Genomic DNA, 23,557 nt, shown 5'->3' on the forward strand with positions numbered 1-23,557 from the left:
GTGTGGCAGCGGCCGCCGACATCGCCCGAGATACCGACCGGCGAGGCCCGATGAGGCTCGGAAGGTCGTGCGCCTACTGCAGTGCCATGGGGCCGTGCGTGGCCGCGCGCGTGGCGGTGGCGGCACGGCCGATCGCCCCGAACGGCACGCGCGTCACGTGGGCGAGCCGGTCGAGGTCGTCGACGTCGTGCCTGGCGGCGGCGTGCACCATGATCGCGGCGCAGGCCTCGGCATCCGCCAGCGCGTCGTGGTGCGAGAAGCCCTCGAAACCGGCGGCCATGGCCGCGACGGGCAGCCGGTACGACTCGAGGTGGTATGTCTTGCGCGCGACCTGCAGGCTGCAGAGGGAGCGGTGGTTCGGCACCTCGAGGCCGACCGCCTCGGTGGTCTGCGCGATCACGCGCATGTCGAACCCGGCATTGTGGGCGACGAGCACGTCGCCCCCGGCGAACTCGCGAAACACCGGCAGCAGCTCGGCCCAGCCCGCCTCGCGCTCGACCATGTCGCGCGTGATGCCGTGCACGCGCACGTTCCACTCCGAGAACTCGTCGTGGGGGAACGGCGGGCGGATGTAGCGGTGCAGGCGATCGACGACGACGCCGTCGCGCACCTTCACCAGTCCGATCGAACAGGCCGACGCACTCGACGGGTTGGCGGTCTCGAAGTCGATCGCGGTGAAGTCCACTGGCACGAGGGCATCGTGCCATGACCTGCCGACGGTTGACGGATGCCTCGCCGCGGGCGTGGAATGGGCGCCATGACCGAGACGCCCGAATCCGCTCCGCCGCTCGGCGATCCGGCCTCGCCGACGACGATCGAGGCGGCGCGGTCGTTCGGCGCCGCGGCATCCGTCTATCACCGGGCCAGGCCCGGCTACCCGACCACGGCCGTCGCGTGGCTCGTTGGCGACGCGGTCGACGTGCTCGACCTCGGTGCCGGAACGGGAAAGCTCACCGCGGCGCTCGTCGCCCTCGACCGCGACGTGATCGCCGTCGACCCGGTCGAGGAGATGCTCGACGAGCTGGAGCTCGCGGTCCCCGGCGTGCCGCGCATCCTGGGCACGGCCGAGGAGATCCCGCTCGAGGACGACACGTTCGACGCGGTCGTCGCCGGGCAGGCCTGGCACTGGTTCGAGCCGCATCGCGCGCTGCCCGAGATCGCCCGCGTGCTCCGGCCCGGCGGGGTGCTCGGCCTCGTGTGGAACAGCCGCGACCTCCGCGCCGACTGGCTGCGCGAGGCGGGCGAGATCATGCACGAGCGCCACGACGCGAGCGCCACGTTCGAGGCGTATGTGCGCATCGGCGCGCCGTTCGGCGAGGTCGAGGAGCACACGGTCGAGTGGACCGAGCGGATGTCGCGCGAGCGGTTCCTCGAGCTCGTGCGCTCGCGGAGCTACTACCTCACGGCATCGCCCGCCGAGCAGGAGGCCACGATCGGCGCGCTCGAGGTGCTGCTCGACACGCATCCCGATCTCGCGGGCGCCGTCGACCTGGCGGTGCCGTACCTCACGCGCTGCTTCCGCGCGCGGCTCGTAGCCTGAGCCGCGCGCGGAGGTGCGTCGGTCGCGTCAGCTGCGCACTGCCCTCCGGGCTCGGCGGGCGATGACGGATGCCGCGGCGCCGGCCGCGAGCAGCAGCAGCGCCGCCGTGGCCGCTCCGGTGCCGACGCCCGTCTCGGCGAGCTGCGGGCCGGCGTCGGACGCGACGGCCGCGTCTTCGGCGATGAGCGGGCTCTCGGTCGTCGCGACATCCGAGAGGCAGCGCTTCAGCTCGCTGGCCTTGACCCAGTTCGAGCCCTCGGCGACCGGGGTGCAGCCCTCGGCGAAGGCGATCTCGCGTTCGTTGGAGAGCATGCGGACGAGCGGGGTGTAGGCGGCACCGGTCGCGGGGTCGACGCCCTCGCGTGCGACGACGTCCCACTGCACGTTCGCGGCCATCGGCGTCACCTCGGCTCCGCGCCAGGGGTTGCCCGCGTAGTCGTAGACGTCGGCCGCGCTCTCTGGAGCCGCGACGTCGGGTGCGGCGACGGTCGATCCCGGCAGGCGCAGGATGGCCGCGAACGGCACGATCGTCTCGGCGTGCGCGAACCGGAAGGTCGCCGCCACGTCGCCGCCGGCGGCGCGGGCGTCGATCGCCGCGAAGAAGTCGTCGAGGAGCGGCTGCGCGATGCGGTAGGTCTCGTCGTGGCCGGCGAGGCTCGGCCCCTTCTCGTAGAAGTCCTCGGAGTCGAGCAGGTACGCGAACCACTCGGCGTCGGCCTCGTGCCCGATGAAGTACCGGTCGAAGTCGAAGGCATGCGGCGCGACGTTCTCGTCCTGCATGTCCACGGCGATGATGTAGAGGTTGTAGAGCGTCATGGCCGCGTCGACGGCGCTCTCGATCGACTTCTCGGGATCGCCGCACGCATCGGGGTCGACGGCCGGGTCGGCGCCGGGCGCACAGGCCACCGCACCCGTCTCGGTGCCGTCGGCCGTGTTGAACCACGTGTGCGCGTCGTCGGCGCCGATCTGCGCGATGAACTCGGGCGTGAAGATGCCCGACAGCAGCTCGTCGGCGACCTCGACCGAGCGCGGCAGGTCCTCGATGAAGTCCGTCGCCGCGGCGATCGTGCCGCCGTCGTCGGTCTGCTCCTCGAGGTACGCCTCGTACGCTTCGGCGACCCCTCGCTCCGGCGATCCCTCGGCCTTGTCGGTGCCGTCGGGGTTCTCGACCTTGTGGAAGTACAGACGTTCGGGGTGCGCGACGAGCGGCTGGTCGAGGGCGGGCACGGCGCCGCCCGCTGTGGCCGCGGCATCCGCGAAGCCCAGCAGGAAGTTCTCGCCCGACTCGGTCGCGCGCGCCTCTCCCGAGGTCTCGGCGACGATGCGGTCGCCGGCCGAAGCCGCTTCGGCGAAGAGCGCGGTGTTGCGCTCGTAGGCGCGCGCCGATGCCCTGGTGCTGCGTCGCCCCCTGGCCGGTGAGCATGCCGTAGCCGTTCTCGACGTTCGCGGCCGTGATCGCGTCGAGGTTCGCGATGAAGTCCGTGCCGATCTCGGGGGTGAGGAACCCGCCGTCGGCCGTGGCGGTCTCGGCCAGGCGGTGCAGCAGCGCGTCGTACTTGTAGCCCGAGAGGCCGCGCGACCCGTGCCGTGCGACCGACTCGGTCGCGATCGTCGTGTAGCCGGCGGGTGCGGGGGAGTACGCCGCGAGGTCGGCCGCACCGGGTGCGATGTAGGGCTGCTTGCTGCTGTAGAACCCCGCAGGCACGGGGACGTCGGATGCCGCGGCGGAGGCGGCGGCGACGCCCGGGCCCGCGAGCGCGACGGCGGCGAGGGCGCCGAGGGCGGCCGCTGCGAGCGACGGGCGCGCGGCGTGCGCGGCCCCTCGCCGACGGTGGTTGGGAAGCTGGCGGATCATGGGACCTCCGTGCGTAGGGATACGGGCCCCGAGGATCGGGCCTCGTCAGGAGTACCGGTGGCGGGTGAACGGCGACCGACGCGCGGGTGACCCGCCGGGGTCGATGCGGCCGGCGCCGCACGGAGATCGTCGGCGCCCGGTTCGGTCGCCGCTTGACCGCCACGCGACACAGGAGGATTCTTCTGCCATGAAGGTCCTGCTCGCCGTGTGGGACGGTGGGGGAGCGACCCCGCCGAACCTCGGCATCGCGCGCCTGCTCGTCGCACGCGGCCACGAGGTCGTCGTCCTCGGCGACCCGACCCTCGCCGACGCGATCGCCGACACCGGGGCCGTGCATCGAACCTGGCCGACCGCACCGCAGCGCAGGTCGACAGCCCTCGAAGACGACGTGCTGAAGGACTGGGAGTGCCGCACGCAGCTCGGTGCGCTGCTCCGGGTGCGCGATCGCCTCATGACCGGCCCCGCCGCCCGCTACGCCGCAGACGTCGTGGCTGCGCTCGACGCCGAGCCGTTCGACGCGGTACTCGTCGACGGCCTGCTCCTCGGCGCGCTCATCGGCGCGGAGGCGCGCGGCATCCCGACCGCGGTGCTCGTCGGGAGCGTGTACCTGCAGCCCTCGCGCGTGCGCCCGCCGTTCGGCCTCGGGCTCGCGCCCGCGCACAACGCGCTGGGCCGGGCGCGCGACCGCGCGGCGTACGCGCTCGTGACGGCGGCAGCCCGTGCCGGGATGGGCCCGGTCAACGCGGCCCGTGCCGAGCACGGCCTCGCGCCGGTCCGCAATCCCGGCGAGCAGTGGGATCATGCCGACCGCGTACTCGTGCTCACCGGCTCGGCGTTCGACGACCCGCCGCCCGACGCGCCCAACGTGCGCTACGTCGGGCCGGTGCTCGAGGACATCCCGGCCGACGGCCCGGGCCCGACGCTGCCGCCGGGCGATGCGCCCCTCGTCGTCGTCGGACTCTCGAGCTCCTACATGGCGCAGGCCGACCTGCTCACGAAGATCTCCCGGGCGCTCGCGTCGCTCCCCGTTCGCGCCGTGATCACCACCGGGCCCGCGATCGATCCGGCAGACGTTCCCGGCGCGAAGAACGTCGTCGTCGTGCGCGCCGCCGCCCACGCCGAGCTGATCCCGAAGGCCGCACTCGTGATCACCCACGCCGGGCACGGCACGCTCATCAAGGCGCTCGCCGCGGGCGTGCCGGTGCTCTGCATCCCGCTCGGCCGCGACCAGCCCGAGAACGCCGCCAGGGCGGCCCGCCACGGTGCGGCCATCGTGATCCCGGCGAAGTCGGATGCCGCCGCGATCGCGACGGCGGCGCTCGACCTGCTGCTCGAACCCTCGTACCGCGATGCCGCCGCAGCGCTCGGCGAGCGCATCCGCGTCGAGATCGAGTCCGGCGCGCTCCTCGCCGAGCTCGAAGGACTCACCTCGCTCGGGCACCGCCCGGCCTGACGGCGACACCCTCGAGGTGCGGCGCAGCGCGGCATCCGCTTCGGATGAGGCCGCAGGGCGACGCACCGGTACGATAGACCCCCGTGGCTCTCACTATCGGCATCGTCGGCCTGCCCAACGTCGGCAAGTCCACCCTCTTCAACGCCCTCACCAAGAACCAGGTGCTCGCGGCGAACTACCCGTTCGCGACGATCGAGCCCAACGTGGGCGTCGTGAACCTGCCCGACCCCCGCCTCGAGGTGCTCGCCGGCATCTTCGGCTCGGAGCGCATCCTGCCCGCCGCCGTGTCGTTCGTCGACATCGCCGGCATCGTGCGCGGCGCGTCGGAGGGCGAGGGCCTCGGCAACAAGTTCCTCGCCAACATCCGCGAGGCCGACGCCATCGCGCAGGTCGTGCGCGGCTTCGAGGACTCCGACGTCGTGCACGTCGACGGCAAAGTCGACCCCAAGTCCGACATGGAGACGATCAACACCGAGCTGATCCTCGCCGACCTCGAGACCCTCGAGCGCGCGATCCCGCGCTACGAGAAGGAGATCAAGGGCAAGAAGCTCGACCCCTCGGTGCTCGAGGCGGCGAAGGCCGCGCAGGAGGAACTGCAGAAGGGCACGCCGCTCTCCGCGGCATCCGTCGACCTCGCACCCGTGAAGGAGCTCGGCCTGCTCACCGCCAAGCCCTTCATCTACGTCTTCAACGTCGACGAGGCCGTGCTGACCGATGACGCGGCCAAGGCGTCGCTCGCCGCGCTGGTCGCCCCCGCCGAGGCCGTGTTCCTCGACGCCAAGATCGAGTCCGAGCTCATCGACCTCGACCCCGAGGATGCCGCGGAGCTGCTGGCCTCGACCGGTCAGGAGGAGTCCGGCCTCGACCAGCTCGCCCGCATCGGCTTCGACACGCTCGGCCTGCAGACCTACCTCACCGCCGGCCCCAAGGAGTCGCGCGCGTGGACGATCCACAAGGGCGACAAGGCGCCGCAGGCGGCCGGCGTGATCCACACCGACTTCGAGCGCGGCTTCATCAAGGCAGAGGTCATCTCGTTCGCCGACCTCGTCGAGACCGGCTCCGTGGCCGAGGCCCGAGCCAAGGGCAAGGCCCGCATGGAGGGCAAGGACTACGTCATGCAGGACGGCGACGTCGTGGAGTTCCGCTTCAACGTGTGATCCGTCGGCGGGTATCGACCCCGCTCGCACCTCTGTCGCCCCGACGAAGTCGAGCCGATGGCGGAAACGCGCGCGTGAGCGTGGAGTGGCGCAGAGAACGCTCCCGCACCGCGAGGCGGTGCGGGAGCGTTCCTGGACGACGTCGGCTGGGCGTCAGCGCTCGGTTCCATCGGTGTTCCGGTGCACCGTCGCGGGTCGAGGCTCACTGCCTTCCGCCGTCGTGCCCGTCGGGCGTCCGTCCGGCTCGGTCGTCGCGGGGGCGGAGGTCGGGACGGAGGAGCGGCCGTCGTCGAAGGCGGGGGCCGCGTGGCTGCCGTCGCGATGGGGCTGGACGGCCTCGGTGTCGGCTCCGGCAGCGGATGGCGCGGTCGGGCCGGCATCCGGGTCGACGTCGGGATCGACCTCGGCCGCGCGGCTGGCGTGCTGGTCCGCCTCCGCCTGGAGGGCGGTGGCGCGCTCGCCGCGTTCGGCGCTCTCACGAGCCAGCTGCTCTGCCTGCAGACGTGCGCGCTCGGCGTCGGCCTCGGCCTGTGCGGCGCTCGACTGCGCGGCGAGGCGATCGGCCTCGGCCTGCGAGGCAGCGGCCGCCTGTTCACGCGCATCGCGTGCGGTGTCCTCCGCCTTCTCGCGCAAGTCCGCTGCATGTCGGCGGTTCGCCTCGACCTTGGCCTCGGCTCGGCGACGGGACGTGGCGACAACCGCGATGACGATGATGATCGCGATCACGACGATCGCGACGACGATCCAGATCCAGATGCTCGAATCCATGGTGTGTTCCACCTTTCCGGGTAATCCGGCCATTCAACGCGCCGGGCCGCGGGGCGGCCAAGGGGTTGTGCTGCGGCGTGTCTTCTGCCACGGCCTCCGATCAGGGACGCACGGTCGCGGCAATCAGGCGGATGCCACCTGACCTCAGGCGGTCAGCGCGGCAAGGTCCTCGCGCCGGTCTGCAGCGTCGAGTGCGGCCGACGCGGCCCGTCGCCCCTCGGCGATGAGCCGGGACGCGTCGGACATCGTCCACTGCGCCATGCCCTCCATCTCGGGCTGGATGAGCACGACCGACGGGTCGTTCGCGAGCTCCTGGGTACGAGAAACGGTTCGCATCATGCGCACGTTCTCCCATTTCGCGTGCAGGCGCACCACGATCACTCGTGATGCGCCGAGTTCGCGGGTGGCGGCGACCGGCACGTTGTCGACCATGCCGCCGTCGGCCAGCAGCGCGCCGTCGCGGCGCACGGGGGCGAGGAGGCCGGGCACGGCGATCGTCGACTTGAGGGCCACGCTCAGCGGTCCGCGGTCGATCGTCACGGCCTGACGCGTACGGAGGTCGGTGGCGACGGCGCCGAACCGGCGCGGAAAGCTCTCGATGAGCGGATCAGAGCCGAACACGCGCCGGACCGCGTCGTCGAGCGCCCGGGCGTCGAGCAGCCCCAACCGAGGAGCGAACGACCACTTGGCGATGGCGCTCCAGCGGAACGAGAGTGCGGCTCGCTCGATCAGCATCGGATCGAAGCCCGCAGCGTATGCGGCGGCGACCACCGCACCCGAACTGGTGCCGGCGACGATGCCCGGACGGATTCCCCGTTCTTCGAGCACCTGCAGGACGCCCACGTGCGCTGCGCCGAACGCGGCACCGCCGCTGAGGGTGAGGCCCAGCGTCTGATCATCTGCCATGGCGTCTCCTCCGTGTCGCTCTCGCGAGCGTACCGCGACGGGTTGTGGCGCGTCTGGATGCTCGCAGTGAGGTTGCTGAATGTCGCTTCAGTGCACGCTGGATGCGATGCGCCGAGCGCGGGCTCGCGATCGCCGGTGCAGATCAGTCCCGCAGATCGTCGAGCGTTGCGATCGGCACGATGCCCGTTGCCGCGGCGACGAGGCGGGGATCGGTCGTGATGAGCGCGTCGGCCTGCAGCGAGGCGACCGCCAGGTACTCGGCGAGGGGGGTGTCGCTCCAATCGAGACGTGCAGCGAGCTTCCATGCGACCGATCGGGAGACCCGGTCGCCGAGCAGCCGGATCTTCAGTTCTGCGAGGCGCTCGAGCAGGTCTCGGCCCGCGCGCTCGTCGAGCCGCCCCTCGCGCACGTCGCGGTAGAGCTGCGACAGCACGTGCGAGCGCAGCACGGATGGCGCGACGAGCCGGTGCACGGCGGGAACGGTGATGCCGTCGCGAATGATCGTCAGCGCGGCATCCGCATCGATGGCGTAACGCGTCATGCGCCCATGGTCGCAGCCAGGGCCGACATTCCTCGAAAAGTGCGAGAGGCGGTGCAAGGTTCGCGGCAGACTCGACACAGACAGATCGTGACGACCGCCAGCACCGACGCCGACGCCCCCGACGCGACCCAGGAGGTGGCGATGCCGGACGGCGACGAGACCACCGCCGACGGTGCCGACGCCTCCGACGGTGCCGACGCCTCCGACGGCGTCGAGCCCCGCGACGACGTCGCCTGGTTCACCGAGGTCGTGCGCACGCACTCGACCGCACTCGTTCGGTACTTCGCCCGGCGAGGTCCCCGACAGGACGCCGACGACCTCGCCGCGGAGGTGTTCGCGACCGCCTGGCGCAGGCGCGCCGACGTGCCGGTCGAGGCCGTGCTGCCGTGGTTGTACCGCACGGCGGGCTTCACGCTCGCGAACCACCGTCGCAAGCAGGTGGACCTGCCCGTCGACGAGGTGCCAGAGTCGGGCGCCGTGCGCGTGCGCGAGGATCCCGAGCTCAGCGCGCTGTTCGACGCCGAGCTGCGCGGCGCCCTCGAGAGCGTGGGCGAGCGCGACCGTCGCATCCTGCTGCTGCACGCGTGGGAGGGCCTCGACGGCGAGGAGCTCGCCGCCGTGCTCGAGATCTCGCGATCCGGTGCGGATGCCGCGCTGTCGCGAGCCCGCAAGCGCCTCCGCGAGGCCTGGGGCGAGCGGCTGTCGTTCTAGCGACGGCCTGATCCGCCGGGCCGAGCCGGCCGGCCGAGCCGACGACCCGAGCCGGCCGCCCGAGCCGGCCGCCGTGCAAGGTTCGGCTGACGAGCGACATATTCCCTCATGAACGCGGAACTCCGCCCACGGCGGGTTCCGCGGCACCGACCACAGCACCGCGCACACCGGAGGGCGATCCCCATGAACGACGACCACGAACTCGACCCAGAGGCGCGGCTCCGCGCCGCCGATCCCGCAGCCGGCGTCCAGCCGCGCGCCGGGTTCGTCGACGAGGTCGTCGCTGCCGCCACCGACGCGGATGCAGCCGGCACCGAGTCGGGTGCGACGCCCGAGGTGCCGGTGACCGACCTGGCCGCCGAGCGCGCCCGCCGCCGCCCGCGGTGGATCCCGATCGCCGCCGTCGCGGCATCCCTCGTCGTCTTCGGCGGCGCGGGCTATGCGGTCGGTGCGGCGAACGGCGGCTCGACGAACCTGGCCGGGGGAGCGGCGCCCGCGATCTCGCTCCAGGGAACCGGCGGCGGCGCGATGCCCGAGCAGAACGCGGCCCAGGCCGACTCGAGGGCGGGCGCCGGTGCAGCCGACAAGATGTCGGCCGACATGAGCTCCCCATACGGCTACGGCCGCAACGAGTTCAGTTCGTCCGGCCTCGGCACGACGGCCGGCACGGCGCTCGGGTACGGGTACGACGCCCGCTCCGCGTCGAACGCCGAGACGGTCTCGGCGCTCGCCGTCGCGCTCGGTGTCGAGGGCACGCCGGAGCTGAAGGACGGCTCGTGGGTGGTCGGCGCGCAGGACGGCACCTCGCCGAGCCTGACCGTCGGCCTCGACGGCACGCTGAGCTTCTCGTTCTACGACCCGAGGCTCGACCCGTGGTCGTGCCCGGCGACCGGCGACGGCTCCGACGGGACCGAGGGCGGCGACGCCGTCGACCCCGCAGCCGATCCCGCAGCCGAGCCGGGCATCGACCCCGGCATCGTCGAGCCGTGCGAGCCGACCGGCTCGGCGCCGAGCGAGGCGACCGCGATCGATGCCCTGCGCTCGATCATCACCGCGACCGGTCGCGACGCCGACGCGTTCGAGTACTCCTCGCAGACCTGGGAGGGGTCGGTCACGCGCACCGCGCAGGCCCTGCCGGTCATCGACGGACAGCGGCTCGACCAGGGGTGGAGCGCCGAGGTCTCGGAGAAGGGCCTGCTGAGCGCGTACGGCGCACTGGCCGACCTCGTGCCGCTCGGCGACTACGAGATCGTGAGCGAGCAGGAGGCCTTCGAACGGCTCTCCGATCCCCGCTTCGGCGCGCAGATGACGGCCCTGCCGATCGCCTACCGTGAGGACGCCGTCACCGACTCCGCGACCGAGTGGGTGCCGCCGACCGAGCCGCCGGCGGCGCCGACATCCGGCGCATCGGTCTCGTGGCCCGTGAACCAGGTCGAGATCGTGAGCGCCCGCACGGGCCTCGCCAGCCAGTGGCAGCCCGACGGCAGCGTGCTGGTCGTGCCGGCCTACGAGTTCACGGATGCCGGTGGCGGCACCTGGTCGGTCATCGCCGTCGCCGACTCGAAGCTCGACTTCACGAGCACGGCGGAGTGAGCCGGGTCGGCCGGGGTCAGACGACCCCGGCCGACTCGTCGCGCAGGCGCGGCTCCGTGCGGAACTCCGGACGGAAGCCCGCCTTGTCGGCGTAGAACGCCCGGATCGCGTCCATGTCGGCGGCGACGTCGCCCGAGAGGTCGATGGTCGGGCCGAGGCCTGCCGTCATCGTGGTGCGGTCGACGTAGCCGAGGGTGACCGGCATGCCCGTCTCGCGGGCGATGCGGTAGAAGCCCGACTTCCAGTACGCGTTGGTGCCGCGCGTGCCGTCGGGGGTCACGACGAGCCCGAAGACCTCGCCCCCGCGGATGCGGTCGACGACCTCGCCGACGACGCGGCTCGGGTCGTCGCGGTCGACGGGGATGCCCCCGAGGCTGCGCATGATCGGCCCGCGCCATCCGCCGAACAGGCTCTTCTTGCCGAGCCAGCGAAACTCGATGCCGAGCCGCCAGGCGATCGCGAGCATGAGCGCGAAGTCCCAGTTCGAGGTGTGCGGTGCACCGATCAGCACGGTGGGCCGGCCGGGCGCCGGCTCGCCGGCGAGGGTCCAGCGGCTGCACGCCCAGAAGGCACGGGACAGCGGTCGTCGGAGCATCCGGTAAACGTATGCGACCGCATATGTCCGTCGGGGAATGCGACCGGCGGCCCGCGGCGGCACCGGGCCGTCGCGGTGGCGGCGCGGCCGCCCGCTCGTTCCGGGTGCGGCAGGATGGGTCGCATGAGCAACCCTGTGACCGTGCACCTGCGCTACGAGATCGACGCCGACAAGATCGAGGAGTTCCGCGAATACGGGCAGCGGTGGATCCGTCTCGTCAACCGGCTCGGCGGCACGCACCACGGCTACTTCCTGCCGAGCGAGGGCGACAGCGACGAGGCGTTCGCGCTCTTCACGTTCCCGTCGCTGGCCGACTACGAGCAGTACCGGCTCGCCGCCGTCGACGACCCGGAGTGCGTCGATGCGTACCGGTTCGCCGTCGAGACGAAGTGCATCCGCCGGTACGAGCGACGCTTCCTCTCGCCGCTGTTCGCGTAGGGGCATCCGTCATGGCGGATGCGGCGAACGACCGCGCGCGGCTCCTCCGGGCCTACGACGACCAGTTGCGAACGGATGCCGAGACGCCCGGTTCGATCGCGGTCGAACGTCTCGGGCCGCTGCGGCTCGTGACCTTCGGCGGCGGGCGCGGCTTCGTCAGCTATCGCGATCTCGGAGGGGCGGATGCCGCGGCGATCGGGTCGCTCGTCGCCGCAGCGCTCACGTACTTCGAGCAGGGGAACGAGATCACCGAGATCGAGTGGAAGACGCGCGGCCACGACGTCGCCCCCGGCCTGCACGAGTCGCTCCTCGCCCATGGCTTCGTGCCCGAAGCGCCCGAATCGATCATGATCGGCGAGGCCGCCGCGCTCGCCGTCGACGTGCCGCTGCCCGACGGCGTCTCGCTGCGCCGGGTCACCGAGGAGCGCGACGTACGCGCCATGAACGCCATGCAGAACGAGGTGTTCGGCGGGCAGCCGTCCGAGGCGTTCATCGAGGCGGTGATGCGCAGGCTCGCGGCGGGCGACGGCCTCGAGTTCTGGATCGCCGAGGCGGCCGACGGCGAGATCGTCAGCGCAGGGCGCCTGGATCCCGTCGTGAACAGCGACTTCGCCGGCATATGGGGCGGCGCGACCCGCGAGCCGTGGCGCGGACGCGGCATCTACCGCGCCCTGACCGCGGCCCGCGCCCGCTCGGCGCTCGAGCGCGGCAAGACCCTGATCCACAGCGACTCGACGGAGTTCTCGCGACCGATCCTCGAGCGGGCTGGGCTCGTCAAGGTCTCGACGACGACGCCCTACCAATGGCGGCGGTGAGGTTCCCAGCTCGCGCTCACTAGGGTTGACCGGTGACTGCAACACTCGTGGCCCAGGGCCTCGCGGGCGGGTACGCCCACCGCACGCTGTTCGAAGACCTCGACCTCACGGTCGCGCCCGGCGACGTCATCGGCGTCGTGGGCGCGAACGGCGCGGGCAAGTCCACGCTGCTCGGCATCCTGGGCGGGGCGGTCACCGCGCTTGCCGGCACGGTCTCGCTCGCCCCGAGCGACGCCTTCGTCGGCTGGCTGCCGCAGGAGCACGAGCGCGTCGAGGGCGAGACGATCGCGCAGTACGTCGCACGTCGCACGGGCTGCGCCGAGGCATCCGCTCGAATGGATGCCGCGGCCGAACTGCTCGGCGCCACCGACGTGCCGGACGGCATCGACCCCGGCGAGGAGTACTCGGTCGCCCTCGAACGCTGGCTCGCCGCCGGCGCGGCCGATCTGGAGGAGCGGCTGCCCGCGGTGCTCGCGGAGCTCGGGCTCGCGGTCGGCTCGGGCCCGGGTGCAGGCACCGGTGCCGCGACATCCGACGCTCCCGTCATCACCCCCGACTCGCTCATGACCGGGCTCTCGGGCGGGCAGGCAGCACGCGTCGGCCTCGCGGCCCTCATCTGCTCGCGCTTCGACATCGTGCTGCTCGACGAGCCCACGAACGACCTCGACCTCGACGGGCTCGCACGCCTCGAGGCGTTCGTCGCCGGACTGCGCGGGGGAGTCGTGCTCGTGAGCCACGACCGCGAGTTCCTCGCCCGCACGGTCACGGAGGTGCTCGAGCTCGACCTCGCCCAGCACTCCAACCGCGTCTACGGCGGCGGCTACGACGCCTACCTCGAGGAGCGCGAGACGGTGCGCCGCCACGCCCGCGAGGACTACGAGGAGTTCGCCTCGAAGAAGGCCGACCTCGTCTCACGCGCCCGCGTGCAGCGCGAATGGTCGAGCCAGGGCGTGCGCAACGCCATGAAGAAGTCGCCGGACAACGACAAGATCCGCCGCAAGGCCGCGAGCGAGTCGAGCGAGAAGCAGGCGCAGAAGGTGCGCCAGATGGAGAGCCGCATCGCTCGCCTCGACGAGGTCGAGGAGCCCCGCAAGGAGTGGAAGCTCGAGTTCACGATCGGCCAGGCGCCGAGGTCGTCGGCGGTGGTCGCGACGCTCGCCGCGGCATCCGTCACCCGTGGCGACTTCACGCTCGGACCGGTGTCGCTGCAGGTGCAGGGGGGCGACCGCATCGGCATCACCGGCCCGAACGGCGCCGGCAAGTCGACCCTGCTCGGGCTGCTGCTCGGACGCATCGCGCCCGACGACGGCCGCGCGAGCCTCGGCTCATCGGTCGCGATCGGCGAGATCGACCAGGCCCGATCGCTACTCGCCGGGCGGATGCCGCTGGCCGACGCCTTCGAGGCGCTCGTGCCCGAACTCAGCTCCGGCGAGGTGCGCACCCTGCTCGCGAAGTTCGGGCTCAGGGCCGACCACGTGCTGCGACCCGTCGACGACCTCTCGCCCGGGGAGCGCACCCGCGCCGGCATGGCGCTGCTGCAGTCGCGCGGGGTCAACGTGCTCGTGCTCGACGAGCCCACGAACCACCTCGACCTGATCGCCATCGAGCAGCTCGAGCAGGCGCTCGAGGGCTACGAGGGCACGCTGCTGCTCGTGACCCACGACCGCCGCATGCTCGAGCACGTGAAGCTCGACCGGCGCTGGCACGTCGAGGGCGGGCGCGTCACCGAGAGCTGATCGTGGCAGCGTCGTGCCGCCCCGGTGGCGCGCCGTGCGCGACCCATGCGCAACTCCCGACGCAACGTCAGGAAATGTGCGGACGCTGGCAGTCACACAGGATGCCGCGATCCGCGCGCCTTGGCAGCATGAGGGCATGACCCACCTCATCGTGCCCGGCATCGGCGGCTCGGGGCCCACCCACTGGCAGACGCTCTGGGAGCGAGACCTCGAGGCGAGCGTGCGCATCGCGCCCTCGTCGTGGAACGAGCCGCGCCTCGACGACTGGCTCGCCGCGCTCGATCGGGCGAGCGCCGAGGCCGGGCCCGACGCCATCATCGTCGCGCACAGCATGGGATGCCTCGCGGTCGCCGAATGGCTCGCACGCGGCCCGGGGCGCGCATCCGCCGTGCTGCTCGTCGCCCCGCCCGACCCCGACGGTGAGCAGTACCCCGACGAGGCGAAGGAGTTCACCCGTCTCGGCGGCCGCCCGCTCGGGCTTCCCGCTCTCGTCGTGGCGAGCGACGACGACCCCTACGGCAGCCGCGCATACGCCGCGGACTTCGCCGAGCGCGTCGGCGCCGGATTCGTCTCGGTTGGGCCGCTCGGGCACATCAACGCGGCGAGCGACCTCGGCGCATGGCACGAGGGGCGCGAGCTGCTCGACGACCTCGTGGCGCTCGCGCAGCGCACGGCGGCCTGAGCCCTCGGCGGCGTCGCGGGAGGTTGCCGCGCTACGTCGCGACGTCGGTCGATTCCGTGGCCTGACCGTCGAGGCAGGTGACCTGCTGCACCCAGCCGTAGGCGAACGCATCGTTGCCGAAGACGACCGGCGTCGGGTCGCCGGCAACGGCGTGCTCGATCTCGATGGTGACCTCGGTCTCGCCCGACCAGGCGTCCGCGTCGTTGGTGTAGGCGACGAGCACCTGGAGGTGCTCGCAGTCGGCTTCCGTGAACAGCGCCGACTGCCAGCAGCCGTTCGTCCAGGTCTCGAGGCAGAGGTCGGCGTACCGGTCGTCGCCGTAGTACTCGATCGCCGCGGGGAACGCGTAGCCCGTCTCGCCCGACTGGTACCGGTCGACCATGGAGTCCTCGAAGTCCTGCTGCGCATCGATCGCCGCCGTCGTCAGCAGCCGGCCCGCGGCGATCGCCGCGAACGTGATCAGCGCGACGACGGCGAGCGAGCCGACGACGATGCCGACGATCGCCGGCCAGCGCAGCCCGCGTCGTCGCGGCGGTCGAGGCTGCGGCGCGGGAGACACCGGCGCCGGTGCGTCGATGGGGGCCCCGGGCGCCCGGAGCCCGGCCTCGTGCAGCAGGACGCCTCTCGCGGTGGCGAGCGTTCCCGCCCACACCTCGGCCTGCCGTCGCTGCTCGGCATCGGGGTACCGTGACGGATGCCTGGCCCAGGATTCAGCGGAATGGGCGCGTTCGACGAGGTCGGCGCTGAGCGAGGCATCGGGGGAGATGCGCAGCACGTGCCGCGCCGTGTTCGGGTCCACAGCGAGATCGTAGTGGTCGTCGAGGCCGCGAACCGCATCGATTCCGGCCCGTGACGAGGCCGACCCCGACGCCGATCGAGGGCTGACGCCGTCGGCGGTGTGTGCAAGGCTGACCGCATGCCCGAGTCTCCGGAAGTGCAGGCACTCGCCGAAGAACTCGACGCCCGGCTGACGGGGCGAACGCTCGCCGAGGTCGACGTCGTCGAGTTCCGCATCGCGAAGACCAGAGCCCGCCCGCCCGAGTCCCTCGTCGGCGAACGGGTGAGCGGCGTGAGCCGGCACGGCAAGCTCCTCGACCTCGCCTTCGGCCCCGCGGGCCATCTCGTCGCGTCGCTCGGCCGTCACGGGTGGGCACGCTGGTCGGGTCCGTCGGTCGAGGCGGATGCCGCGGCATCCGAACCGCCGCCGCCCACGCTCGCGACGCTCGTGTTCGACGAGGGCCCGTCGCTCGACCTCACCGACGCCGGAGAGTGGGTCTCGCTCGGGTGCTGGGTGGTCGACGACCCGGCCGAGGTGCCCGCGGTGTCGAAGCTCGGGCCCGACCCCGCGCGTGAGGGCTTCACCCGTGAGGAGTTCGACGGTGCGTTCGTCGGCCGTCGCAAGCAGGCGAAGGCCGTGCTGCAGGAGCAGGAGTCGCTCGCGGGCATCGGCAACGCGTATTCCGATGAGATCCTGCACGCGGCGAAGCTCTCGCCGGTCGGGCACGCCTCGGCGCTCGGCGGCGATGAGCTCGACCGGCTCTTCGACGCGACCGTCGGCGTGATCGGGGCGGCCGTCGCCGAACGCCGGGGCGTGCCGATCGCGGGGCTCAAGGCCGCGAAGGTCGCGGCGATGCGCGCGCACGGGCGAACCGGGGAACCGTGCCCGGTGTGCGGTGACCCGATCGCCGACTTCTCGTTCGCGAGCACGACCGCCCAGTACTGCCCGACCTGTCAGACCGGCGGCGAGGTGCTGCCGCTCAAGGGGGCGTGAGCGTCGGGCGGACGGCACCCCCGACGGCTGCGGCCACGGACTGCGCCGAGCACGGACTACGCCGAGATCGGCGCCTGTCGCGAGGAGCCCGAGTACACGCGGCTGAGCGCCTCGGGCGCCGCCGTGAACCGACCCGGCCGCCCCTCGGCGGTCAGGTACTGCACCCGGATGCCACGGCCGATGCGGGTCACCTTGGTGACCTCGTAGACATGGCCGGCCACGTTCACGAGGGTGTCGCCCACCTCGAGGTGGCGGGCCTGCCGCAGCTCGATCGTCTTCATAGTGAGAGCTTCTCACCAACCACCGACATTCGAACACGTGTACGGATGCCGCGGGCGACCGCCGGCGGCATCCGTCGCTCAGGCGAGCGCGGCGAGCTTCCGCGCGAGCTCGTCGTCGTCGCGCACGAACCAGACCTGGCTGCCGCGATTGGACTCCCACACGTAGTCGCTCAGGGCGCGGCTCGCCTCGGTGTACTCGGTGAGGTCGCCGACGATCGCGAGACGCACGCGGTAGTTGACGAGCTTCTGCGTGAAGGCGCCCGCGAGACCGGTGCTCAGGTCGAAGAACGCCGGGTCGAGGCGCTCGACCGGCACGACCGCCGTCTTGGCGTCGTGCGACCACGCACTGCCGATGAGGTCGATCGCATCGTCTTCGGTCGAGATCGGCTCGCCCTCGACGGGAAGCGTGAAGACGCGGAGGTCGGTGCTCTGCTCGTTCGGCATGCTCCGACCCTAACCGCGGCGGCCCGATCGGGGAACGGGCCGTCGGCGAATCCCCGCGTCGAGTTCCGGCCGATGGATGTCCGCCGATCGGGTTCTGGCCACGTGTGGGCGGTCGGTGGCAGCATGGGTTCGTGCCCGAACTGCCGGAGGTCGACGCGCTCGCCGCGTTCCTCCGCGAGCGTGCCGTGGGCCGCACAGTCACGTCGGCCTCGGTCACGGCGATCTCGGCGTTGAAGACCTTCGATCCTCCGCTGAGCGCCCTCGAGGGCGGCACGATCGCGGCGGTCGATCGCCACGGCAAGTTCGTCGACCTCACGGTCGGCGGCGGCAGCGGGGCCGAGACCCCGGTCCACCTCGTCTTCCACCTCGCCCGCGCCGGCTGGCTCCGCTGGTTCGACGACGTGCCGAAGACGATCCTGAAGCCGGGCAAGGGCCCGATCGCGCTTCGCGTGAAGCTCGACGACGGCTCCGGCTTCGACCTCACCGAGGCCGGCACGAAGAAATCGCTGGCGGTCTACGTCGTGCGCGAACCGAACGACGTTCCGGGCATCGCCAGGCTCGGCCCGGACCCGACGGCGCCCGGGTTCACGCTCGCCGACTTCCAGGCGGTGCTCGACGGGCGTCGCACGCAGATCAAGGGCGTGCTGCGCGACCAGTCGGTGTTCGCGGGCATCGGCAACGCCTACTCCGACGAGATCCTGCACGCGGCCCGCATGTCGCCGTACGCGCTCGCCGCGAAGCTCACGCCCGAGCAGGTCGAGACCCTCTTCACCGCGCTGCGCGAGACCCTCGCCGAGGCGGTCGCCACGGCATCCGGTCGCCCTCCGGCCGACCTGAAGGACGCGAAGCGACGAGGCATGCAGGTGCACGGTCGCACGGGCGAGGCGTGCCCGGTGTGCGGCGACACCGTGCGCGAGGTGCGGTTCGCCGACTCGACGTTCCAGTACTGCCCGACGTGCCAGACCGGCGGCAAGCCGCTCGCCGATCGCGTGCTGTCCCGCCTGCTGAAGTAGGAGCCCACCTCGCTCGGCGAGACTGCCGCGGCGTCCCGCGGCGTCCCGCGGCGCCCCGCGGTCCTGCGGGGCGAGGCGTGTCGGTGGTCCGCGAGAACATGGAGGTGATGAACGCCTCCGTTTCCACCACCCGGCTCCGGTTCACCCCGCTCACCGTCGACGACGTCGACGACATGTACCGCGTGTACGGCGACGAGCGCACCTGGCAGCACCTGCCGACGGGCCGCCACCTCGACCGCGACCAGACCGCCAGGTCGATCGACCTAGCCGTGCAGAGCCGACGGTCCCACGGGTTCGGCATGAACGCGGTGCGCCTCCGCGAGCCGGTCGGCGCGCTCGCCGCAGGTCGATTCATCGGCGTCGCCGGGGCGAACATGATGGCGCTCGGCGCATGGAACCTCGGTTACCGGTTCGAGCCCGATGCGTGGGGGCACGGGCTGGCGGGCGAGGCCGCGCGGCGGTCGCTCGAAGCGGCCGTCGACAGCGCACCCGACGCTCCCGTCACGGCGCGCGTGTTCGCGAACAACCCGGCCTCGATCCGCGTGCTCGAGCGACTCGGCCTCGACCTCGCGTGGCGTGGTTCCACGTCGGCCGGGCCGGTCGGCCGCCATGACACGACCCACCTCGAACGACTCGTGTTCACCGACCGCACCCTCGACGATGAAACCCTCGACGCCATCATCGCGCTCGGCTGACCTGCGCACCCGCCGCGCCCGGTCGGCGACGCGAACCGCTTCGGCCGTTCGCGCCGCTCGAGTTGCTCGCGCCGCTCGAGTTGCTCGAGCCGCTCGCGTCCGTTCGGTCGGTCAGCGCGCCGACGCATCCGCGGCGAGCAGGTCGGCAGTGCGCGCGAGCCAGATGACGGGGTCGGCGCGATGATAGACCCGTTCGTCGGGTTCGATCCGATCGAGGAACCCCCGGTAGATGATCGCCTGCCGCAGGGCGGCGACCGGAGCGAGCAAGCGCAGCGCCTCGGCGGGGTCCGACCCCGGCACGGCCTCCGACCAGACCCGAAGCCAGTGCGCACGAGCTGAATCGCCGTCCGCGGGCGATAACCGCTCGGTGAACGCCGCCTCGTCGAGCAGTGGGTGGCCGACGCCGGAGTCGCCCCAGTCGAGCAGGGTCAGGTCGAGGTCGACGCCGCGCACGTTGCCCTGGTGGAAGTCGCCGTGCACGAGCGTGTCGGGCAGACCGCACGCCTCGAGGCGCGCGGCCCGCACGTCGAGGCCGTCGATCAGGCGCGAGACGGCTGTGCGTTGCTCGGCCTCGAGCTCGTCGGCGGACGCCCCGAGGGCATGCGAGCCGGCCTCCGCGATGGACGGCAGCCGCCAGTCGGGCAGTCCCATCGCGAGCAGTTCGCCGATCGCGCCGACGGTGTCGCACTGCAGGCCGACGAGCAGGTCGATCATGGCGTCGCGCTGCGCCGGGGTCGACACGAAGAGGTCCTCGCCGTCGATCTCGGCGAGGAGCGCGGTGTCGCCTCGGCGGGCGATCAGGCGCGGCACGGCGTGGCGCGACATCCGCTCGATGACGGCGCCCTCGTGCGCGAAGAACGGCGGCACCTGCTTCAACCAGACGGAGCCCCCGGCCGTCGGCAGCAGCCACAGGTTCGAGAGGTTCCACGACTTCACCTGCACGGGCGGGGCCGTCAGGGCGATGCCACGTGCCGCGAGCTCCTCCGCGGCCCACTCGAGGGTGCGCGTCGGGCCACCGGGGTCGGCCCACGGCATCCGCAGCGGCTCGGGCGTCGTCGCCTCGGCGATGGTGGCATCCGCCCGGCGCAGCCCGCCGGGCGGCGCGGCATCCACCTCGGCGAGGTAGCGCACGAGGTCGGGCGTGCCGTTCGGTCGGGTGACGAGTTCGAGCAGGCGCAGCACGAGCACCTCGAGTCCGAGCGACTCGCGTGCCGCGTCGACCACCGGCAGGGCGAACGGCAACCACGGCTCGGCGGCCGTGAAGGCCGACGTCGTGCCGAGCACCTCGCCCGAGCGCAGGCACAGCACGAGCTCGACCTCGCGCGTGCGCCCGTCACCCATCCCCGAAGGCTAGGGCACCATCGCCGCCGGTGTCAGCACGCCGTTCACGAGTCGTTCGAGCAGCGCGAGGCCGTCGGGCGACGTGACCGATTCGAGATGGCCCTGAACGGATGCCACGCCCCGCCCGCGCAGGGCGTGCACGACGTCGGTCGCGGCATCCGATGCCACCTCGAGGTCGAGCCGAGGCGTCGTCGACCGATCGGATGCGAGCGCCGAGAAGGTGTTGTAGAAGCCGATCGCCGCGGACTCGCCGAACACGTCGATCGGCAGCTGCACGCCCTGCCTCGGCGTCGGCAGCGGTGCGAGCGGCAGCCCGGCGAGGTCCGCGAGCACCTGGTGGCTCAGGCACACGGCGAGCAGCGGCCGGTCGGCCTCCAACCGCGCGGCGATGAGCTCTCGCATGCGGGCGATGCGCGGATCGTTCGCGTCGCGCGGATCGCCGGGGCCCGGCCCGAACACGACGAGATCCTCGGATGCGGCATCCGGCGCCTCGGTCCACGGCACGAGCCGCACGTCGAGGCCGAGATGGCGCAGCTGATGGGCGAGCATCGTCGTGAAGTCGTCGTTCGCGTCGATGACGAGGGCCGAGAGCCCGCGCGGTTCGTGTGCCTGCTGCGGCGACCTCCAGAACGCGGCGAGGTGGTCGTTGCGGGCCTCGAGCAGGCCGGCGTGCGGATCGGCGTCGGCTGCGGCGGCACCACCGGCACCGCGGGCACTGCCCTCGGCGGTCGGAACGGGCGCGACGGGTGCACTCGGCCGCGCCGCGACATCCGACCGCGGAATGGCCCCGAGCGCCGTGAGCATGCCGGCCGCCTTCGCCCTGGTCTCGGCGACCTCGCCGACCGGGTCGGAGTGGCGCACGAGCGTCGCCCCGACGGGCACGCTCACGCGTCCGTCGCGCAGGTACGCCGTGCGGATCAGGATCGGCGCGTCCACGTCGTATCCGGTCGCCGTCGGGGTGAACCTGGCGAGCACGCCCGCGTAGTACCCGCGCGCGGTCGGCTCGTGCCTGGCGATGACCGAGCAGGCGTTGCCCATCGGAGACCCCGTGACGGTCGGGGCGAACATCGTGCGGCGCAGCACCTCGCGCGGGTCAAGGTCTGAGCGGCCCTCGAGCAGGTACTCGGTGTGGGTCAGCCGCGACATCCGCTTCAGGAACGGACCGCGGATGCGCCCGCCCTCGGGGCAGACCGCGCTCATCATCTTCAGCTCCTCGTCGACGACCATGACGAGCTCCTCGCGCTCCTTGACGTCGTGGAGGAACGCGAGCAGCCGGTCGTCGAGCGAATCGGCCTCGGCGTCGGCGTCGGTGAGCACGTCATGGCGGAAGGTGCCGCTGATCGGGTTCATCGAGACGAGTCCGTCGATCGACGAGACGTGCCGCTCGGGGGTCGCGCCGACGGCTGCGAGCCCTGGGGTGTGCACGGCGAAGGTCCAGAACGCGCCCTGCTCGTGCTCGAGCAGCGCCCGCAGCCACCCGAGCACCGCGATCGCCGGCGGCACGTCGGTCGACCCCACGAATTCGCGCCGGATCACGAAGTTCGCACCCTCGCCGCGCCCGATCTCGTCGTCGATCACGCGGCGCACGATGTCGGCGTAGGCCTCGTCGCTCACGTCGACGTCGAGGTCGGCGACGACGACCGGATGCCGCGGCAGCACCTCGATCGCCTCGTCGACGGGGATCTCGGCCCGCTCGCGCACCACGAGGCAGCGGATCGGCGCCCCGTCGTCGTGCGCCGCGAACCCGCGCTCGCGCACCTGGCGGAACGGCACGAGCGCGAGCACCTCGGCGCCGTCGAGCGGGATGTCGGCGAGCAGGTCGACGTCGACGACCTCGCCGACCAGCACGTCGAGCACGGACTCGTGCTCGCGTCTGATGACGGCGAACGGCGGGGCGCCGGCCGCGAGGAGCGAGGCGAGCAGTGCGGCCGGCTGCGGGGCCGCGCGCCGGGCGGGAGTCGGGGCGGGATTCGCGGTCGGCAGCGGGGTCGGCAGCTCGGACGGCTGCACTGGCGGATTCGGTGCGGTCATGAGGTCTCCGGAGGTCTTCTGGCCGTCGGGCCGGAACCTTCCGCAAATGCGAAACGACCGCCCTCGGGCGGTCGTCGTACGTCGAAACGTGGAGTCCGCCTAGGAGGCGGGCCACCAGCTGCAGGTCGACGTGGTCATGCGCACGACTCTAGGTCATGTGCGCGCGCCGCACCACCCGAACGTCATGCGCCGACCCGGGCGGACTAGCATTCGGGCATGCCCGCCACGTCTGCAGCCGCCGGTGCGCCCGGTCCCGCGCGCTCACCGGCGCCGGATCCCGTGCCCGCTCCCGCGCCGGATCCCCTGCTCGTCGCGCGCCTGCGCGCGGCGGGTTGCGTGTTCGCCGAAGCCGAGGCGACGCTGCTCGAGGCCGCCGTCGTCGAGCGCTTCGGCGCAGCGGGCGCGGGTCTCCCGGACGCGGTTCCGGATGCCGCGGCCGAACTCGAGCGCCTCGTCGCGCGTCGCGTGGCCGGCGAGCCGCTCGAGCAGGTGCTCGGGTGGGCGGAGTTCGGCGGCATCCGGATCCTGCTCGAGCCCGGGGTGTTCGTGCCGCGGCGGCGCACCGAGCTGCTCGCCGAACGGGCCTCGGGCTTCGCGACGGCGGTCGCGGCATCCGGAAGGGTTCCCGTCGTCGTCGACCTCTGCTGCGGCGCCGGCGCCATCGGCGCGGTGATCGCGGACGCCGTGGGAGGGGTGGAACTCGTCGCCGCCGACCTCGATCCGGCGGCCGTGCGCGCCGCCCGGCGCAACCTCGAGCCCCGGGGCGCCCGCGTCGTCGAGGGCGACCTCTACGCGCCGCTGCCGTCCGAACTGCGCGGCCGCGTCGACGTGCTCGCCGTGAACGCCCCCTACGTGCCCACCGACGAGATCGCCATGATGCCGCCCGAGGCCCGCGACCACGAGGCGCTCGTCGCACTCGACGGCGGGTCCGACGGGCTCGACGTGCACCGGCTGGTCGCGGCCTCCGCCGCCGAGTGGCTCGCGCCCGGTGGCCGGTTGCTCATCGAGACGAGCCGACGGCAGGCGCCTGTGACGGCCGCCCTCATCGAGGCGGCCGGCCTCGTGGCCGAGATCGTGAGCGACGACGATGTCGATGACGTGGACGACGTCGACGGCGTCGACTGGGCCGACGACCGCGACGAGCGCGGCGGAACCGTCGTCATCGGCACCCGGTGAGCACGGCTTCAGCGT

General features: G+C 72.5%; 24 protein-coding genes. 13 read left to right on the top strand and 11 right to left on the bottom strand.

Annotation, left to right across the window (positions count from 1 at the left end; all coding sequences use genetic code 11):
- Positions 1-73: 73 nt before the first annotated feature.
- Positions 74-691, bottom strand: a complete 618-nt coding sequence (locus ASE68_RS07015; RefSeq protein ID WP_055856693.1) for an exonuclease domain-containing protein — start codon at positions 689-691, stop codon at positions 74-76.
- Between the two features lie 66 nt (positions 692-757).
- Here ASE68_RS07015 and ASE68_RS07020 point away from each other — a divergent pair, with 66 nt between their 5' ends.
- A complete protein-coding gene (locus tag ASE68_RS07020; protein ID WP_055860887.1) occupies positions 758-1,540 on the top strand; it encodes a class I SAM-dependent methyltransferase in 783 nt (260 codons plus the stop codon).
- Positions 1,541-1,567: 27 nt separating this feature from the next.
- Here the strand turns inward: ASE68_RS07020 and ASE68_RS07025 are convergent, their stop codons facing one another.
- Complete coding sequence (locus ASE68_RS07025) at positions 1,568-2,767, bottom strand: hypothetical protein (RefSeq protein ID WP_235480779.1); 1,200 nt, start codon at positions 2,765-2,767, stop codon at positions 1,568-1,570.
- A gap of 815 nt (positions 2,768-3,582) precedes the next feature.
- On the opposite strand from ASE68_RS07025, the gene ASE68_RS07030 reads away from it, so the two are divergent.
- Positions 3,583-4,848: a glycosyltransferase gene (locus ASE68_RS07030; protein ID WP_055856695.1), complete on the top strand. Its 1,266-nt coding sequence runs from the start codon at positions 3,583-3,585 to the stop codon at positions 4,846-4,848.
- Positions 4,849-4,931: 83 nt separating this feature from the next.
- On the top strand, positions 4,932-6,005 hold the full coding sequence (gene ychF / locus ASE68_RS07035; RefSeq protein WP_055856699.1) for a redox-regulated ATPase YchF: 1,074 nt from the start codon (positions 4,932-4,934) through the stop codon (positions 6,003-6,005).
- A 153-nt stretch (positions 6,006-6,158) separates the two neighbouring features.
- Here ychF and ASE68_RS07040 read toward each other — a convergent pair whose 3' ends face one another.
- From ASE68_RS07040 to ASE68_RS07050, 3 genes are all read right to left on the bottom strand, one after another.
- Entirely contained in the window at positions 6,159-6,773 is a 615-nt protein-coding gene (locus tag ASE68_RS07040) for a hypothetical protein (protein ID WP_055856702.1), read from the bottom strand.
- A 144-nt stretch (positions 6,774-6,917) separates the two neighbouring features.
- Positions 6,918-7,679 carry a patatin-like phospholipase family protein gene (locus ASE68_RS07045; protein WP_055856705.1) on the bottom strand — a complete coding sequence of 254 codons (762 nt, stop codon included), beginning with the start codon at positions 7,677-7,679 and terminating at the stop codon, positions 6,918-6,920.
- A gap of 142 nt (positions 7,680-7,821) precedes the next feature.
- Positions 7,822-8,220 carry a hypothetical protein gene (locus ASE68_RS07050; RefSeq protein ID WP_055856708.1) on the bottom strand — a complete coding sequence of 133 codons (399 nt, stop codon included), beginning with the start codon at positions 8,218-8,220 and terminating at the stop codon, positions 7,822-7,824.
- An 87-nt stretch (positions 8,221-8,307) separates the two neighbouring features.
- Here ASE68_RS07050 and ASE68_RS07055 point away from each other — a divergent pair, with 87 nt between their 5' ends.
- Entirely contained in the window at positions 8,308-8,931 is a 624-nt protein-coding gene (locus ASE68_RS07055) for an RNA polymerase sigma factor (RefSeq protein WP_235480780.1), read from the top strand.
- A 183-nt stretch (positions 8,932-9,114) separates the two neighbouring features.
- Entirely contained in the window at positions 9,115-10,524 is a 1,410-nt protein-coding gene (locus ASE68_RS07060; protein WP_055856712.1) for a hypothetical protein, read from the top strand.
- Between the two features lie 16 nt (positions 10,525-10,540).
- Here the strand turns inward: ASE68_RS07060 and ASE68_RS07065 are convergent, their stop codons facing one another.
- The gene (locus ASE68_RS07065; RefSeq protein ID WP_055856716.1) at positions 10,541-11,119 is read right to left on the bottom strand and encodes a 1-acyl-sn-glycerol-3-phosphate acyltransferase; all 579 of its coding nucleotides are present in this window, start codon (positions 11,117-11,119) and stop codon (positions 10,541-10,543) included.
- Between the two features lie 123 nt (positions 11,120-11,242).
- Between ASE68_RS07065 and ASE68_RS07070 the strand changes: the two genes are divergently transcribed.
- The 4 genes from ASE68_RS07070 (at position 11,243) to ASE68_RS07085 (ending at position 14,790) form a co-directional block, all read left to right on the top strand.
- Positions 11,243-11,557: an NIPSNAP family protein gene (locus ASE68_RS07070; RefSeq protein ID WP_055856718.1), complete on the top strand. Its 315-nt coding sequence runs from the start codon at positions 11,243-11,245 to the stop codon at positions 11,555-11,557.
- 11 nt (positions 11,558-11,568) lie between these two features.
- A complete protein-coding gene (locus ASE68_RS07075) occupies positions 11,569-12,372 on the top strand; it encodes a GNAT family N-acetyltransferase (protein WP_055856721.1) in 804 nt (267 codons plus the stop codon).
- A gap of 32 nt (positions 12,373-12,404) precedes the next feature.
- Positions 12,405-14,108, top strand: a complete 1,704-nt coding sequence (locus ASE68_RS07080) for an ABC-F family ATP-binding cassette domain-containing protein (protein ID WP_055856724.1) — start codon at positions 12,405-12,407, stop codon at positions 14,106-14,108.
- 136 nt (positions 14,109-14,244) lie between these two features.
- Complete coding sequence (locus tag ASE68_RS07085) at positions 14,245-14,790, top strand: alpha/beta hydrolase (RefSeq protein ID WP_055856727.1); 546 nt, start codon at positions 14,245-14,247, stop codon at positions 14,788-14,790.
- A 31-nt stretch (positions 14,791-14,821) separates the two neighbouring features.
- On the opposite strand, the gene ASE68_RS07090 is transcribed toward ASE68_RS07085, so the two are convergent.
- Positions 14,822-15,589: a hypothetical protein gene (locus tag ASE68_RS07090; protein ID WP_055856730.1), complete on the bottom strand. Its 768-nt coding sequence runs from the start codon at positions 15,587-15,589 to the stop codon at positions 14,822-14,824.
- Between the two features lie 117 nt (positions 15,590-15,706).
- Here ASE68_RS07090 and ASE68_RS07095 point away from each other — a divergent pair, with 117 nt between their 5' ends.
- Entirely contained in the window at positions 15,707-16,561 is an 855-nt protein-coding gene (locus ASE68_RS07095) for a DNA-formamidopyrimidine glycosylase family protein (RefSeq protein WP_055860893.1), read from the top strand.
- 56 nt (positions 16,562-16,617) lie between these two features.
- On the opposite strand, the gene ASE68_RS07100 is transcribed toward ASE68_RS07095, so the two are convergent.
- A complete protein-coding gene (locus ASE68_RS07100) occupies positions 16,618-16,842 on the bottom strand; it encodes a hypothetical protein (protein WP_055856733.1) in 225 nt (74 codons plus the stop codon).
- A 78-nt stretch (positions 16,843-16,920) separates the two neighbouring features.
- On the bottom strand, positions 16,921-17,286 hold the full coding sequence (locus ASE68_RS07105; protein ID WP_055856735.1) for a DUF4180 domain-containing protein: 366 nt from the start codon (positions 17,284-17,286) through the stop codon (positions 16,921-16,923).
- Between the two features lie 131 nt (positions 17,287-17,417).
- Here ASE68_RS07105 and ASE68_RS07110 point away from each other — a divergent pair, with 131 nt between their 5' ends.
- Both ASE68_RS07110 and ASE68_RS07115 read left to right on the top strand, forming a co-directional pair.
- The gene (locus tag ASE68_RS07110; protein WP_055860896.1) at positions 17,418-18,299 is read left to right on the top strand and encodes an Fpg/Nei family DNA glycosylase; all 882 of its coding nucleotides are present in this window, start codon (positions 17,418-17,420) and stop codon (positions 18,297-18,299) included.
- Between the two features lie 107 nt (positions 18,300-18,406).
- Entirely contained in the window at positions 18,407-18,994 is a 588-nt protein-coding gene (locus ASE68_RS07115; RefSeq protein ID WP_055856739.1) for a GNAT family N-acetyltransferase, read from the top strand.
- 111 nt (positions 18,995-19,105) lie between these two features.
- Here the strand turns inward: ASE68_RS07115 and ASE68_RS07120 are convergent, their stop codons facing one another.
- Positions 19,106-20,335: a phosphotransferase gene (locus ASE68_RS07120; protein WP_055856741.1), complete on the bottom strand. Its 1,230-nt coding sequence runs from the start codon at positions 20,333-20,335 to the stop codon at positions 19,106-19,108.
- Positions 20,336-20,344: 9 nt separating this feature from the next.
- Positions 20,345-22,366 carry an anthranilate synthase family protein gene (locus tag ASE68_RS07125; RefSeq protein ID WP_082462093.1) on the bottom strand — a complete coding sequence of 674 codons (2,022 nt, stop codon included), beginning with the start codon at positions 22,364-22,366 and terminating at the stop codon, positions 20,345-20,347.
- A gap of 216 nt (positions 22,367-22,582) precedes the next feature.
- On the opposite strand from ASE68_RS07125, the gene ASE68_RS07130 reads away from it, so the two are divergent.
- Positions 22,583-23,542, top strand: a complete 960-nt coding sequence (locus ASE68_RS07130; RefSeq protein WP_082462094.1) for a putative protein N(5)-glutamine methyltransferase — start codon at positions 22,583-22,585, stop codon at positions 23,540-23,542.
- Positions 23,543-23,557: the final 15 nt, after the last annotated feature.

Origin of the sequence: Agromyces sp. Leaf222, assembly GCF_001421565.1 — a bacterium.
GTDB lineage: Bacteria > Actinomycetota > Actinomycetes > Actinomycetales > Microbacteriaceae > Agromyces.

What these genes read in the sequence shown, in the direction of transcription:
- ASE68_RS07085 (WP_055856727.1), top strand. Translation starts at nt 14,245, where the DNA reads ATGACCCACCTCATCGTGCCCGGCATCGGCGGCTCGGGGCCCACCCAC.
- ASE68_RS07130 (WP_082462094.1), top strand. Translation starts at nt 22,583, where the DNA reads ATGCCCGCCACGTCTGCAGCCGCCGGTGCGCCCGGTCCCGCGCGCTCA.
- ASE68_RS07095 (WP_055860893.1), top strand. Translation starts at nt 15,707, where the DNA reads ATGCCCGAGTCTCCGGAAGTGCAGGCACTCGCCGAAGAACTCGACGCC.
- ASE68_RS07120 (WP_055856741.1), bottom strand. Translation starts at nt 20,335, where the DNA reads ATGGGTGACGGGCGCACGCGCGAGGTCGAGCTCGTGCTGTGCCTGCGC.
- ASE68_RS07115 (WP_055856739.1), top strand. Translation starts at nt 18,407, where the DNA reads ATGAACGCCTCCGTTTCCACCACCCGGCTCCGGTTCACCCCGCTCACC.
- ASE68_RS07070 (WP_055856718.1), top strand. Translation starts at nt 11,243, where the DNA reads ATGAGCAACCCTGTGACCGTGCACCTGCGCTACGAGATCGACGCCGAC.
- ASE68_RS07075 (WP_055856721.1), top strand. Translation starts at nt 11,569, where the DNA reads ATGGCGGATGCGGCGAACGACCGCGCGCGGCTCCTCCGGGCCTACGAC.
- ASE68_RS07065 (WP_055856716.1), bottom strand. Translation starts at nt 11,119, where the DNA reads ATGCTCCGACGACCGCTGTCCCGTGCCTTCTGGGCGTGCAGCCGCTGG.
- ASE68_RS07045 (WP_055856705.1), bottom strand. Translation starts at nt 7,679, where the DNA reads ATGGCAGATGATCAGACGCTGGGCCTCACCCTCAGCGGCGGTGCCGCG.
- ASE68_RS07040 (WP_055856702.1), bottom strand. Translation starts at nt 6,773, where the DNA reads ATGGATTCGAGCATCTGGATCTGGATCGTCGTCGCGATCGTCGTGATC.
- ASE68_RS07125 (WP_082462093.1), bottom strand. Translation starts at nt 22,366, where the DNA reads ATGACCGCACCGAATCCGCCAGTGCAGCCGTCCGAGCTGCCGACCCCG.
- ASE68_RS07105 (WP_055856735.1), bottom strand. Translation starts at nt 17,286, where the DNA reads ATGCCGAACGAGCAGAGCACCGACCTCCGCGTCTTCACGCTTCCCGTC.
- ASE68_RS07050 (WP_055856708.1), bottom strand. Translation starts at nt 8,220, where the DNA reads ATGACGCGTTACGCCATCGATGCGGATGCCGCGCTGACGATCATTCGC.
- ASE68_RS07020 (WP_055860887.1), top strand. Translation starts at nt 758, where the DNA reads ATGACCGAGACGCCCGAATCCGCTCCGCCGCTCGGCGATCCGGCCTCG.
- ASE68_RS07100 (WP_055856733.1), bottom strand. Translation starts at nt 16,842, where the DNA reads ATGAAGACGATCGAGCTGCGGCAGGCCCGCCACCTCGAGGTGGGCGAC.
- ASE68_RS07030 (WP_055856695.1), top strand. Translation starts at nt 3,583, where the DNA reads ATGAAGGTCCTGCTCGCCGTGTGGGACGGTGGGGGAGCGACCCCGCCG.
- ASE68_RS07060 (WP_055856712.1), top strand. Translation starts at nt 9,115, where the DNA reads ATGAACGACGACCACGAACTCGACCCAGAGGCGCGGCTCCGCGCCGCC.